Below are 13,155 nucleotides of genomic sequence, written 5' to 3' on the forward strand. Positions count from 1 at the left end.
TTCCTGACAAAAAAAAGCTTGCCGCGTTTACGGCAAGCTTTTTTGATGGTTTAAGCATTAAGGTCGTATCTTCTGCCTTTTACGAGGTAGAGGACGCTTTCTGAGATATTTGTCGCATGGTCAGCTGTGCGTTCAATGTATCTGCACACGAACATAAGCTGAGTAAGCTGCTGCATCAGCTCTTTGCGCTCAGGCATAATTTCAAGCAGTTCACGAATTGTCTGGCCGTATAAATCATCCACCTGATCATCCATCTCCGCTACTTGCTTGGCAAGGACCACATCTTCTTCGTTATATGCTTTAACAGAAAGGGATAACATTTCAACAGCAATCGCATGCATTTTTTTAATGGTTTCAATCGGTTTGAATAACGGCTCGTCCCCGATTCTGATTGTTGATTTTGCAATATTAACAGCAAAGTCCGCCATTCTTTCAATGTCATTAGAGATTTTAATGGCAACGATAATTCTTCTCAGGTCAATGGCAACGGGCTGCTGCTTGGCAATAAGAAGGATGGCAAGATCATTGATTTCCTCATCCAGATCATCAATTCTTTCATCATTTTCGATAATTTCAAGCGCTGCTTCTACATTTCTTGTTTCAAGTGCACCGATTGCCTCAGACAGCGATTTTACGGAAAGGCTTGCAATTTCATTTAATTTATCCTGAAGAATTTTAAGGTCATATTCAAACTTCTCTCTTACTACCATGTCGCTTCCCTCCAATAGTATCAAGCTGATGTGTTTTTCCCAGTAAATCATACAGGAATAAGCCGTGCAAACTGATTGTTTTGCACGACTTACCTTTATTTAACCGAAACGTCCTGTGATGTAATCTTCTGTACGTTTATCAGACGGGTTAGAGAACAGCTTATCAGTATGTGCGTATTCCACAACTTCGCCGTTTAGGAAAAATGCTGTGCGGTCGGAAATACGTGCAGCCTGCTGCATGTTGTGAGTAACAATCACGATGCTGTACTGCTTTTTCAATTCCTGAACAAGCTCTTCCACTTTTAACGTCGAGATCGGGTCAAGTGCAGACGTCGGCTCATCCATCAGGATCACATCGGGTTCAATCGCAAGACAGCGCGCGATGCACAGACGCTGCTGCTGTCCGCCGGAAAGGCCGTATGCATTTTCTTTTAAGCGGTCCTTTACTTCATCCCAGATGGCTGCGCCTTTTAAGCTTTTTTCAACGATGGCGTCAAGCGTCTTTTTGTCGCGGATTCCATGAATTCTTGGTCCGTATGCAACATTTTCATAAATAGATTTAGGGAACGGATTTGGCTTTTGGAACACCATCCCAACTCTTGTGCGCAGGTCTTCCACTCCGTAGCCTTTATCAAAGATGTTTTTTCCGCGGTAGATAATTTTGCCTGAAGTGCGGACTGTAGGAATAAGTTCAACCATGCGGTTCAGTGTTTTGATGTAGGTTGATTTACCGCATCCAGATGGTCCGATAATCGCCGTTACTTCATTTTCATAGATATCAAGGTCAATATTTTTCAATGCCTGATCATTTCCGTACCAAAGATTCAGGTTATCTGTTTTATAGACGATGCTTTTTTCTTTTTGAGCATTCGCCGCCATATCCTCATTTTCCTTCCGCTCTTTCACAACTTTTGTCATTTCCATCGTGTGAAACCTCCTTCATCCATTTCAAAGCGTGTTTAATAATTTTTCTGGAATTTATTTCGAATCAATACTGCCACTGAGTTCATGACAATCAGGAAGATAAACAGAACGATAATGCCGGCGGCAGCCACATCCTGGAAATCAGCCTGCGGTCTTGAAGCCCAGTTAAAGATCTGAATTGGCATAACGGTAAATGTGCTCATTACATTTTCAGGCAAATAATTAACAAATGCAAAGGCTCCTACAACAAGCAGAGGTGCTGTTTCACCTATCGCTCTTGAGAAAGCAAGGATGCTTCCTGTTAAAATACCTGGAATTGCGGCTGGCAAAACAACTCTGCGGATCGTCTGCCACTTAGTAGCCCCCATACCGAAAGATGCTTCACGTAGCTCTTTAGGAACAGCTCTGATGGCTTCCTGAGACGCAACGACAATAACCGGAAGAACAAGAAGCGCCATTGTAAATCCCCCGGCTAAAATGCTTCTTCCAAGGTCAAAGTAACGGACAAATACAGTAAGACCCAAGAGTCCAAAAACGATCGATGGAACTCCGGCAAGGTTTGCAATATTCACTTGCAGGAAGTTCGTGAATTTATTTTTCTTAGCGTATTCTTCCATATATAAAGCCGTGCCGACACCAAGAATCAATCCAGTCGGTATGACTACAGCCATAACCCAGAGGGAACCGACCAGTGCTGCTTTAATACCTGATGCTGACGGTCTTCTTGATGCGAAATTCTGAAAAAATTCCGGTGTTAAAAAGCTAAATCCTTGAGTGAATATCCGATATAAAAGAATTCCGAGAACAACGAGAGCAAAACTTGTGGCAATCATAAAAATACCTTTGTAAATGCCGTTTACCGCAAGCCTGCTGCCCATCTTCTTTGCGACTTTATCTTTATTAATGTAGTTCATCTTAGTATTCCTCCCTGAAGCGGCGGGAAATAAACTGTGCAAGCAGGTTCATGAGCAATGTGAACAGGAATAGCGTCATACCGACAGCATAAATGCTGTAGTAGATTGTTGTTCCATAACCTGCATCACCTGAACTTACCTGAACAATGTAAGCTGTCATCGTCTGAATGGATTCCGTCGGATCAAACGTAAGCTTAGGTGTAGCACCGCCTGCTAGTGTAACAATCATCGTTTCGCCGATTGCACGTGAAATAGCCAGTACAAATGAAGCAATGACACCGGATATAGCTGCCGGAAGCACTACCTTAATGGCAACTTCAAATTTCGTTGATCCAAGTGCCAGTGCGCCTTCTCTCATAGCTCTTGGAACAGATGTCATGGCATCCTCAGATAGTGAAGCAATCATTGGAATGATCATAATCCCCACCACAATACCCGGGCTCAGAGCATTGAAGAATCCAAGGTCAGGCATAATCGAACGAAGCAGCGGTGTAACAAATGTCAGGGCGAAGAATCCGTACACAATAGTCGGTATCCCGGCAAGTACTTCAAGGATCGGCTTTATGATCCTTCTTACCCGGTCTGATGCATACTCACTCAAATAAATAGCAGATGCCAAACCAATCGGCAAAGCTACAACCATTGCAATTACTGCTACAAGAAGTGTTCCAGAAATAAGTGTTATAATTCCGTAGGCTGGATCACTTTCAAAAAACGGATACCATTCCCGCTGGGTTATAAAGTCAAGCAGAGGCACTTTGCTGAAAAACGTTACCGTTTCAACAATAAGAGTTAACACAATTCCTACTGTCGTAAGAACGGAAATGACAGCTGTCAGCAATAAAAATGCCGGGACCAGTTTTTCTGTAGATCTCATCCAGGATCTTTTCTCTTTTTTTTCTCTGATCAGTTCACTGACAGAGCGGCTTGATTCTGTTGCCATAATGCGAAAACCCCTTTCCAAAACATGGGAAGATGAGAAGCAGTTTTATGCTTCTCATCTATTAGATTTTAAATTATTTTAAACCTTCGATTGTTTCAAGCTGCTCTTTGTACTTTTCTTCAGGAAGGCTTACGTATCCGACTTCTTCAGCAAGTGCGCCGGCGTTTTCCATGTAGAACTTCACGTATTCAGCAACTTGTGGCTTTTCTTTCATTGAAGCGTTGTTCACATAGATGTAAAGCGGACGTGAAAGCGGATTGTATTCGCCAGACTCAACTGATTCATTTGTCGGCTCAACTGCTTTGCCTTCTTCATTTACGATTGGAACAACTTTAAGTGTATCTTTGTTTTCAAGGTAGTAAGCATATCCGAAGAATGCCATTGCGTTTTTGTCTCCTTGCACACCTTTAACAAGAACGTTGTCATCTTCAGAAAGAGTAGCAGCTTTAGCAACAGGCTCTTCGTCAAGAATTACTTCATCGAAGTAGTCATACGTTCCTGAATCAGTTCCTGGAGAGAAAAGCTTGATTGGCTCGTTTGGCCAGTCAGGGTTGATATCAGACCATTTCTTTTCTTTACCGTCTTCAACCCAAATCTTTTTAAGGTCTTCAACCGTTAATTCTTTGATGAAATCATTTTCTTTATTTACTACTACAGAAAGTCCGTCAAAAGCGACTTGAAGTTCAGTATATTCAATTCCAGCGTCTTTAGCTGCTTGTGCTTCTTCATCTTTAATTGGACGTGACGCTTGAGAAATATCCGTTTCGCCTGCTACGAACTTCTCAAATCCGCCGCCAGTTCCTGATACGCCGATAGGAGCTTTAACATCTTGATTTTCCATTGCGAATTCTTCAGAAACTGCTTCACCGATAGGAGCAACAGTTGATGATCCGTCGATTCCAACTTCACCTTCTAATTGAGCTGCTTCTTCAGAAGTTTTGTCTTCAGAACCGTTTCCTTCTGTGCTTTCACCATTTCCGCATGCTGCTGCGAATGCAAGCAAAGACGAAATCATAATAGTCATGGCTAAAAATTTGAAGCTTTTCATATTTCTTAATTCCCCCTACAAAGTGGTGTTTTTGTCCTACAAGTAATACAATAACGCCTAAGTGTTAACATGGTTTTAATCAAATGTTAAGGTTTTGTAAATGCATATCCCTTTTTGTCGAATAGTGAAAGGGTGCCGGCTTAATGCTTGTTCCAGCAGACTCTTTTCAAACCCAACAAAAAAAGCACTCTCATTTGAGTGCTTTTATTGTCCTCTTTATCGCTTGCTTTTATTCAGCTTCTTCCAGCTCTCTTGCATTTTCAGGCTGGCCGACACCTTCTTCAATGCCTTCTTTGCTCTGTTCGCTTTTCAGTTCAAAATACTTATCCATAATTCTCCGTCCTATCAGGTTATTGATTGGATGAGAATTGCTGGCTTTATCATACGCCCATGGTACAACTACTGAAAAGGCGATTTCAGGGTTGTTGTGAGGCGCATACCCCACAAGAGTCAGATTATAAGTAGGCGAAAGGAACTGGTCTTTGTTCGGCCCGTCGTAAAATGCCTGGGCTGTCCCTGTTTTGCCTGCAGGGAGGTAATCCGCTCCCATGAAATAACCATAGGCAGTCCCTCTTTTTTCCTGCATGACCCTTCTGAATCCTTCCTGAACACGTTCAACATACTGGGGCTTCATTTCAACCTTATTTAACACTTCAGGATTAATGGATTCAATCACAGATCCAAGATTGTCTTTCGGAGACGGTTCTCTTATTTCCTTTACAAGCTGCGGCTTCATGCGGTAGCCGCCGTTTGCAATGACAGAAACATATTGCGCAAGCTGAAGCGGCGTATACGTGTCATATTGTCCGATTGATAAATCAAGCAGCAGGCCGGGCGTTACATCCCTTCCTTTAAAGCCTGTTGCTTCGTTAGGGAGGTCTATGCCCGTTTTGACGCCAAGACCAAACTGGCTGTAGTAGTTTCTCAGCACAGAAAAGGCTGATGTATCTAGGGGCAGTGATTTGTTTCGTCTATACTCGCCATCCGCCATAGCGATGGCAGTTTTAAACATATATACATTGGAAGACCGCTGAAGCGCTTCAAGATCATTGATGTTTCCCATTGTCTGATAGGACTTTTTAGGCGGGGAGCCTTTGATGTAAAGAGGTTCGTCCAGCTGTATGCTTCCGGGCTTAATCACACCTGATTGGAAACCTGAAAGAACAGTGGCCCCTTTTACAGCTGACCCCATTGTGTATGAACTTGTCATCGTCCCGAGAGCATAATCATCAATGACGGTTTTTCCATTTTCATCTTTTTTGATCTGTTTACCCGCCATAGAAAGCACTTCACCGTTTCTCGGGTCCATCATGACGACAAAGGCCCGGTCAAGGAGGGCCGTTCCGGATTTCTTTTTGGCCGCTTTCAATTCTTCTTCGATGATCTTTTCAACTTCCTGCTGAAGCTCTACATCGACTGTCATGATCAGGTCTTTGCCGCTCTTTCCTTCGGTGATGATTTCTGTATCAATGATGTTTCCCGACTTATCGGTAATATTGCGGGCTTTTGCTTTTTGCCCCTGCAGAATGTCTTCATATTGATACTCGAGATAACTTTTCCCCACTCTGTCATTCCGGCTGTACTCACGGGAAGTGAAATAGTCCAGTCTGTCCTGGGGCACTCCCTCTTCAGAAGAAGAGATGCTGCCTATAAGCGTTCGGAGTGTTTTATCAAACACATAGTTGCGCTCCCAGTCGGTTGTAATATCGATACCGGGCAGCTCATCAAGGTTTTCGCTTATAAAAGCAAATTCCTTTTCAGAAATGTTGTCTTTTTTAATAATCTGGGGCGTCAGGGCATAGCCGCTGTCCATTTCCCGTTTGATCGCAAGAACTTTAAGCTCTTCCTGAGTAATTTCCTTCAGCTCATTTTCCGTTATTCTTTCAAGCTGCAGATCGTACAGGTCATCTTCGCTCATTACTCCGTCAAGCACCTTCTGACGGTCCGCTTTCGTGATTTTCTTTTCTGCTTTTTCAGGACGCGTCAAAATCCAGTAATCTTTTTTATCTCTTACCGTGATTTTCTTTAAGTCTTCTTCCAGAGCCTCCTGGTCCTCTTTTGAGTCCGTTGTGTCCTGGTCAAAAATCTTGGCAAGTTTGGCTGCTGTTTCAAGTCGTTCCTCTTGATCAGAAGAAGCCGATCTTGTATATGTAATCGCCTTGATCGGCTTGTTGTCTACAATTGTATTGTAGTTTCTGTCAAAGATTTTCCCCCGGGGGACAGACGTGCTTATTGTTACTTCTTCCGTCCTTTCAACTTCCTTGCGGTAATCTTCTCCATATACAATCTGGACAATGCCAAGCCTTAGTATCATTCCTGAAAATAACAAAAAGATAAGGAAAAACAGGATATTCAAGCGAAGCGGGACTGTCCGTTTCTTTTTCTTTGTCATGCTGCACCGCCTTATTGTCGAAATCAGGTTTTAAAAATGAAAATAGACACCATAACATGGTGTCTACCCTCTATTTTATGAAAAAAATCGACTTATTTCTATTATTTTCGACAGTTGTAACACGATTGTCATATGCCGTGTCAGCTGCTTTCTCCATCTACAAGGTTCGGCTCAGGCATTTTTTTCTGTCCGTTAACCTCTTTTTTATCGATGGGTTCATTTGTTTCAGGCAGTGAAACCTTCCTTATGAAAAAATAAATACAGCTGTGTCCTGCCCCTATGATAGCAAGCAGAAAAGGAATGCTCTGTTTTTCATCAAACAGCGTGACAGAAAGAATAAACAGCAGGATTGACGTAATTCTCCCCATGTTTAAAAACAGTTCTCTGACGACAATGTATTCGATCCTTGCTTCTCCTGCATTCCATGACCGCCCAATCACATCGTAAGTCAATGAAATGTAGGGAACGAGCAGAAGCGGATAGGCGACCGCAATAGAAATCGCATAGATGATGAGCTTTGTGTAGGTCAGATCAAAAAGAAGCAGGAAAATGGAAGCATAAAGCAGTATTCCCCCTGCCAGTATAAACTTTTTTCTCATTTTCTTCGTAATCAACCTTGTGGCCAGATAATAAAACACGAAAGCAACGGCAGAGTTAATCAGCCCATATTTCCCAAGAGCAAGTTCGCTGCCGGTCGTAATAAAAACAAGGACTCCAATGACAAAAATAAACGTCCCTTCCCTGAGCCCCTGAAAGAAATGAGCGTTCGTAATCATACGCCAGTTCACATTCCGCTTTCTTTCTTTTAAAACATCCATAAGCAGAAAACGCCCGTTCGCATGCCTTCTTTTCAAGAAGAGACTTAGAATCACTGCACAAAAAAACAGGGCAAGCGACAGGGAAAAGATTGTTTTGTATCCCGTGTCTCCTGCAAGCCTTGAGATGACAAAACCGGCGACAATCGGGCCGATCATTCCAGCAGAGGAAGTCATGACCCCTAAAAATCCGTTAAAAAAGTCCCTTGTCTCAGGTTCTGTAATTTCAAATGTCAGTACATTAAAGGAAAGCCAGTAAAAACCTGAGCCTATCCCAAGAAGACCTCCAAGCAAAATCAAATTATCTGCTGCCCTGTCCCCAATTAAGAGAACGGACAGATAAAATACAGCCAGAAAGGCAACACCAAGACGAAACACAATCACCCGGTCAATTTTTTTCGCCCATCTCCCGGCAATAATAAATGTAATGGGCTGCATGATCACAATCGTCAGATTATAGATCCCTAAATCCAAAAAACTGCCGGACTGCTTCCACAAATACACATTAACAAAAGCATTCGAGAGGGCAATCCCTAAAGAATACATGCCCCCAATCGTCAGAAGCAGAAGCAAATCGCGGTTCACTTCCACATTACCAAAGACTTTCTGCAGCTTAGACATACCTAAAACTCCCCTTCATCAGCTACTAATTAGTCTGTGTAAAGGGGGGGGAGATATACAAAGAAAAGCGGAATCAGCCGTTTAGCTCCGATAGGCAGATAAGAAATCACCCGAAAAGTCCGCTTTTGACTTTTTGGGGGATTTTGTTCTGACAGAGGAGTTGGCTGATGGAGCTGGACACCACGAAAAGCGGAATCGCCCGGTTAGCTCCGAAGGACAGAAAAGGATCCGACGGAAAAAGCCGGGTTTGCTTTTTGCGGCGGAGCCGTTCTGGCCGAGGAGTTGGGCGATGGAGCTGGACAATACGAAAAGCGGAGCCTTCCGTTTAGCCCTGACAGGCAGAAAAGAAATCACCCGAAAAGTCCGGGTTTGACTTTTTGGGGGATTTTGTTCTGACGGAAGGGCTGGGAGGCGGAGCTGGACAATGCGAAAAGCGGAATCAGCCGTTTAGCTCCGGGAGCCAGAAAAGAAATCACACGAAGCGGAATCAGCTGGTAGCTCCGTTTCCTACGCTATCTTTCGCTCACACTCATTTTATACCGTACGATTCCAACTCTTTCTTACGCACTCTTGTTATACCGTACGATTCCATCCCTTTCTTATGCTATCTTGCACTCTTGTTATACCGTACGATTCCAACTCTTTCTTACGCTATCTTTTGCCCGCATTCTTTTTTCCGTAAGATGCCTGCTGTTTTTTATTTTCAGCTCAAAACCGATTTTGAATGGTGTATGCCTGCCTGACATACGCCTTCAGCTGAAGAAGGCAAATAAAAAAACAGGAAATCCAAGATTTCCTGTTTTTTTACGTCTATTATTTAGCTTCTTCGTAGCGTCTGTTTACTTCTTCCCAGTTTACAACGTTCCAGAAAGCTCCGATGTAGTCAGGACGGCGGTTTTGGTAGTTCAGGTAGTAAGCATGCTCCCAGACATCAAGACCAAGGATCGGCGTTTTGCCTTCCATTAAAGGAGAGTCCTGGTTTGGAGTGCTTGTTACTTCAAGCTCGCCATTGTTAACAACAAGCCATGCCCAGCCAGATCCAAAGCGTGTAGCGCCGGCTTTAGCGAATTCTTCTTTGAATGTTTCAAAGCTTCCGAATTTGCTGTTGATTTTGTCAGCAAGTTCTCCAGATGGAGCTCCTCCGCCGTTTGGTGAAAGGATTGTCCAGAACAGGCTGTGGTTCGCATGGCCGCCGCCGTTGTTGCGAACAGCTGTGCGTGCAGATTCAGGAACTGCGTCAAGATTTGAAACAAGTTCTTCAACACTTTTGCTGAGAAGATCGTCATGACCTTCTAGAGCAGCATTCACGTTCGTGATGTATGTGTTATGGTGTTTCGTGTGGTGAATGTTCATTGTTTCCTTATCGATATGCGGTTCAAGTGCATCATATGCGTAAGGCAGTTGCGGTAGTTCGTAAGCCATTTAAATCTCCTCCTTGAATGGTATGTAGTTGCTAAGCCTAAGCTTGTCACATTAAGATTACCAAAATTGACCGATTGTTTCAATTTATATGCATGTTTTTCGAATGTTCTTCACGTCAGAGAACGGTATACAGGAAATAACCGATCATAACGAGCTGAATGATTGTTTTGGCAAAAACCCCTGATATAAATCCAATAAGAGATCCAAGGCCGACTTTTACAGATTCATTAAAATCTTTTTTGTGAACGAGAAGTTCTGCAAGCACTGCACCGATAAACGGTCCAATGATGATTCCCGCTATAGGAATGATAAATGGACCGATCAAAAGTCCAATCGTGCTTCCCCAAATGGCAGCCTTGCTTCCTCCGACTCTTTTGACCCCCATTAAATTTGCCACATAGTCAGCGGCAAATAAGACAGCGACAAACACTCCCTCAATCAGCCAGAACTGATAGCCGAATTCCTCAAAGCCAAAGAAAGCGCCAAATAGAAGAAATCCGCCGACAATGAAGAGAACGCTTGGGATAATCGGATAAATCAGTCCTGCAAATCCAATCACAAACATAATGATAATCAGTGTCCAATATAAAGCTTCCAAATCGGAAAACACCACTCTTTCTTCGTTATTGCTGAAAAAAAGCAAGAGCTTTAGCCCTTGCTTTCATTATAGCTTATCCAGTCTTTTTTAAACCATTATTTGCGGTAGCCAAGCACAGCTTCAGCGATGTTGACAGAATGGTCGCCGATTCGCTCAAGGTTGCTGATGATGTCGACAAACACAATGCCTGCCTGACCCGTGCAGCTTCCCTCATTTATGCGGAGAATATGCTTTTTGCGCAGTGTGCGCTCCATTTTGTCAATCTGTTCTTCTGATTTCATGACTTTTGCTGCAAGATCTGTATTTTTATCATCTAATGCAGTAATGGCATCTTTCAGCGTGCTGATTGTCAAAGTGAACATTTCATCTAAATCTTTCAGTGCGGATTCAGTGAGCTTTACTTTGTTTGTAAGCTGATAATCGACAAGCTCCACAATGTTTTCAAAGTGATCGCCGACGCGTTCGATGTCTCTTACCGTATCCATCAGAGTTGAATGTTCTTCAGACTCTGCTGCAGACATTTCTGCCCGTGAAATTAATACGAGATAGTCTGTGATTTTCCGGTCAAGATTATTGATGGCATCTTCGATCTGGTAAGCTGTATCGGCATGTTTACTCTGGTTTGTTTTCAGATATTGATTTGCCTCTTCAAGGCCAAGTGATGCAAACTGACCCATGCGAAGGATTTCCTCTTTCGCCTGGCCAAGCGCAATGGAAGAGGATTGCTCAATAAACAGCGGATCCAAATGTTTTGCTTTGTATTCTACCAGAGAATCTTCTCCAGGAATTAACTTTGTTACAATGTAAGCAAGCACCCCGATAAACGGAAGCTGAATTAACGTATTTGATAAGTTAAATGTTCCATGAGCAAAGGCAATCGTCATCTCGGGATTCAATCCAAGGTTCGCCTTCAGCATGGCGACAAAGGCTGTGAACAGCGGCAGAATCAGCAGGAAAATGGCTGTCCCTATCAAGTTGAAGATAACATGCGTCAATGCCGCTCTTCTTGCAGCAACAGAAGCACCAATTGAAGCCAAAACGGCCGTAATCGTAGTACCAATGTTATCTCCGAAAAGAACCGGCAGGGAAGCTTTAATATCAATCAGGCCAAGTCCATGAAGCTCCTGCAGGATACCGATTGTCGCACTCGAGCTTTGGACGATGACAGTAAAGACAGTGCCAATCACAACGCCAAGCAGCGGATTGTCACTCATGCTGACAGTGAGTTCCTGAAAAGCCTGAAGCGAACGAAGCGGCTTCATGCCGTCGCCCATTAATTCAAGTCCAAAGAACAAAGCACCAAATCCGAAGACAATCTGGCCGAAGTTATGAATTTTTTTGTTTTTAAAGAAGAAAAGCAGTACAGCACCGGCAAACAGAATCGGCAGTGCATAGTCTGAAATTTTAATACCTATGATAAAGGCTGTGACAGTGGTTCCAATATTTGCACCCATAATAACACCAATTGCCTGGCGCAAATTCATAAACCCTGCGCTGACAAGTCCTACGACGAGTACAGTCGTACCGCTGCTTGACTGGATGAGTATTGTAACAAATATACCTGCCAGAACACCCATAACAGGATTTGTCGTAAACTTATCCAGTATGTCACGCAGTCTGTCACCTGCTGATTTTTGCAGTCCGTCGCCCATGAATTTAATTCCGAAGAGGAAAATCCCAAGGCCTCCGAGAAATTCAAAGATCATCTTCTGTAAATCGAGATCCAACTTCATTCAACCCCTAACATCTTTTTATCGACATCTTTCTACAACCTCCCCAATTATTAACGAATTGTGGATTGATTGTAAAGGTGTTTATCCCTTTTTCATAAAAAATTTACAATATCTTAACATTAGCAGTTTCTATTCGATTATTCCTTGTTTCTTGCGGTCTGCATGGTTAAAATGAAAACTGGATGATTATAGAAGGATGTGCGTATAATTGAACATTTTTAAACAGCTCGCAAAAAGTACTTATTCCCCCAAATCGATCTCCATGTTCAGATTTCAGGGAATCGGCAAAACCATTCTTTATGTCTTTATGCTGACAATACTTATCACCCTGCCAATGGGGATTTACATGTCCTCCGGCATATCAGCACTGCTGAAAGGCCTTGACTCAACATTTAGAGAGGACTTGCCGGAGTTTACAATAGAAGATGGAGCATTGGTTTCAGATGCGAAAGAGCCGATAGAGCTCACAAAAGATGATCTCTTTATCGTCTTCGATCCCACTGGTTCTTTTACAGTTCAGGAAATTGAAAGCAAAGAAAATGCGATCGGCCTCCTGAAAAATGAATTTGTCTATGCTTTTGCCGGACAGTCGCAAAGCTATGATTACTCTATGCTGAACACATTGTCAAAAGAGGATCTGCTAACGTACTCGTCCCAGTTCGAAAGTGTTCTGCCAATTGTCATCGGAACTGTCCTGCTCGTCTTTTACCTTTTTACCGCTGCATCAAAGTTTATCGAAATTACGTTTCTTGCGTTTGTGAGTATTCTCTTTAAGAATAGTCTGCAGAAAAAAGTGAATTTTAAACAGCTGTGGGTAATGGCTGCATATTCAATTACACTCGCATCTATTTTCTTCATGATTATGGAGTTCCTGCAAATTTCGGTCCCTAGCGGAATTTTCATCAACTGGTTTGTGAATCTGGTTGTCATGTATCTGGCACTTAAAGAAATTCCCGGTGCACGCAAGAAAACGCTCGACTGACTGACAAAATGAGCCCCAAAGCATCTTCAGCTTTGGGGCTCATTTTATATGTA

The 13,155-nt window shown here is 42.9% G+C and carries 11 protein-coding genes; 1 reads left to right on the plus strand and 10 read right to left on the minus strand.

The annotated features are described in order from the left end of the window. Positions 1-50: 50 nt before the first annotated feature. The 10 genes from phoU to JOJ89_RS14500 form a co-directional block, all read right to left on the minus strand. Positions 51-710: a phosphate signaling complex protein PhoU gene (phoU, locus tag JOJ89_RS14455; protein ID WP_029279665.1), complete on the minus strand. Its 660-nt coding sequence runs from the start codon at positions 708-710 to the stop codon at positions 51-53. A gap of 99 nt (positions 711-809) precedes the next feature. Beyond that, the gene (gene pstB / locus JOJ89_RS14460; protein ID WP_035207162.1) at positions 810-1,634 is read right to left on the minus strand and encodes a phosphate ABC transporter ATP-binding protein PstB; all 825 of its coding nucleotides are present in this window, start codon (positions 1,632-1,634) and stop codon (positions 810-812) included. 35 nt (positions 1,635-1,669) lie between these two features. Beyond that, entirely contained in the window at positions 1,670-2,548 is an 879-nt protein-coding gene (gene pstA / locus JOJ89_RS14465) for a phosphate ABC transporter permease PstA (RefSeq protein ID WP_035207164.1), read from the minus strand. 1 nt (position 2,549) lies between these two features. After that, positions 2,550-3,491: a phosphate ABC transporter permease subunit PstC gene (gene pstC, locus JOJ89_RS14470; RefSeq protein WP_029279659.1), complete on the minus strand. Its 942-nt coding sequence runs from the start codon at positions 3,489-3,491 to the stop codon at positions 2,550-2,552. Positions 3,492-3,564: 73 nt separating this feature from the next. Further along, positions 3,565-4,539: a PstS family phosphate ABC transporter substrate-binding protein gene (locus JOJ89_RS14475; protein ID WP_029279657.1), complete on the minus strand. Its 975-nt coding sequence runs from the start codon at positions 4,537-4,539 to the stop codon at positions 3,565-3,567. Between the two features lie 229 nt (positions 4,540-4,768). After that, positions 4,769-6,931 carry a peptidoglycan D,D-transpeptidase FtsI family protein gene (locus tag JOJ89_RS14480; protein WP_029279655.1) on the minus strand — a complete coding sequence of 721 codons (2,163 nt, stop codon included), beginning with the start codon at positions 6,929-6,931 and terminating at the stop codon, positions 4,769-4,771. A gap of 140 nt (positions 6,932-7,071) precedes the next feature. Then, positions 7,072-8,367, minus strand: a complete 1,296-nt coding sequence (locus JOJ89_RS14485; protein ID WP_203288101.1) for an MFS transporter — start codon at positions 8,365-8,367, stop codon at positions 7,072-7,074. A gap of 813 nt (positions 8,368-9,180) precedes the next feature. After that, a complete protein-coding gene (sodA, locus tag JOJ89_RS14490) occupies positions 9,181-9,789 on the minus strand; it encodes a superoxide dismutase SodA (RefSeq protein ID WP_029279652.1) in 609 nt (202 codons plus the stop codon). Positions 9,790-9,904: 115 nt separating this feature from the next. Further along, positions 9,905-10,387: a DUF456 domain-containing protein gene (locus tag JOJ89_RS14495; protein ID WP_029279650.1), complete on the minus strand. Its 483-nt coding sequence runs from the start codon at positions 10,385-10,387 to the stop codon at positions 9,905-9,907. A 95-nt stretch (positions 10,388-10,482) separates the two neighbouring features. Further along, positions 10,483-12,114, minus strand: coding sequence for a Na/Pi cotransporter family protein (locus JOJ89_RS14500; protein ID WP_029279648.1), 1,632 nt, complete (start codon positions 12,112-12,114; stop codon positions 10,483-10,485). 214 nt (positions 12,115-12,328) lie between these two features. On the opposite strand from JOJ89_RS14500, the gene JOJ89_RS14505 reads away from it, so the two are divergent. Continuing rightward, on the plus strand, positions 12,329-13,102 hold the full coding sequence (locus tag JOJ89_RS14505; protein ID WP_203288103.1) for a DUF1189 domain-containing protein: 774 nt from the start codon (positions 12,329-12,331) through the stop codon (positions 13,100-13,102). Positions 13,103-13,155: the final 53 nt, after the last annotated feature.

Origin of the sequence: Metabacillus sp. cB07 (assembly GCF_016839225.1) — a bacterium.
In the GTDB taxonomy this organism is placed as follows: domain Bacteria; phylum Bacillota; class Bacilli; order Bacillales; family Bacillaceae; genus Bacillus_P; species Bacillus_P indicus.

Bases quoted from the DNA above. Each gene is read 5' to 3' on its own strand.
- sodA (WP_029279652.1), bottom strand. From the start codon at position 9,789: ATGGCTTACGAACTACCGCAACTGCCTTACGCATATGATGCACTTGAA.
- pstC (WP_029279659.1), bottom strand. From the start codon at position 3,491: ATGGCAACAGAATCAAGCCGCTCTGTCAGTGAACTGATCAGAGAAAAA.
- JOJ89_RS14485 (WP_203288101.1), bottom strand. From the start codon at position 8,367: ATGTCTAAGCTGCAGAAAGTCTTTGGTAATGTGGAAGTGAACCGCGAT.
- JOJ89_RS14480 (WP_029279655.1), bottom strand. From the start codon at position 6,931: ATGACAAAGAAAAAGAAACGGACAGTCCCGCTTCGCTTGAATATCCTG.
- pstA (WP_035207164.1), bottom strand. From the start codon at position 2,548: ATGAACTACATTAATAAAGATAAAGTCGCAAAGAAGATGGGCAGCAGG.
- pstB (WP_035207162.1), bottom strand. From the start codon at position 1,634: ATGGAAATGACAAAAGTTGTGAAAGAGCGGAAGGAAAATGAGGATATG.
- phoU (WP_029279665.1), bottom strand. From the start codon at position 710: ATGGTAGTAAGAGAGAAGTTTGAATATGACCTTAAAATTCTTCAGGAT.
- JOJ89_RS14475 (WP_029279657.1), bottom strand. From the start codon at position 4,539: ATGAAAAGCTTCAAATTTTTAGCCATGACTATTATGATTTCGTCTTTG.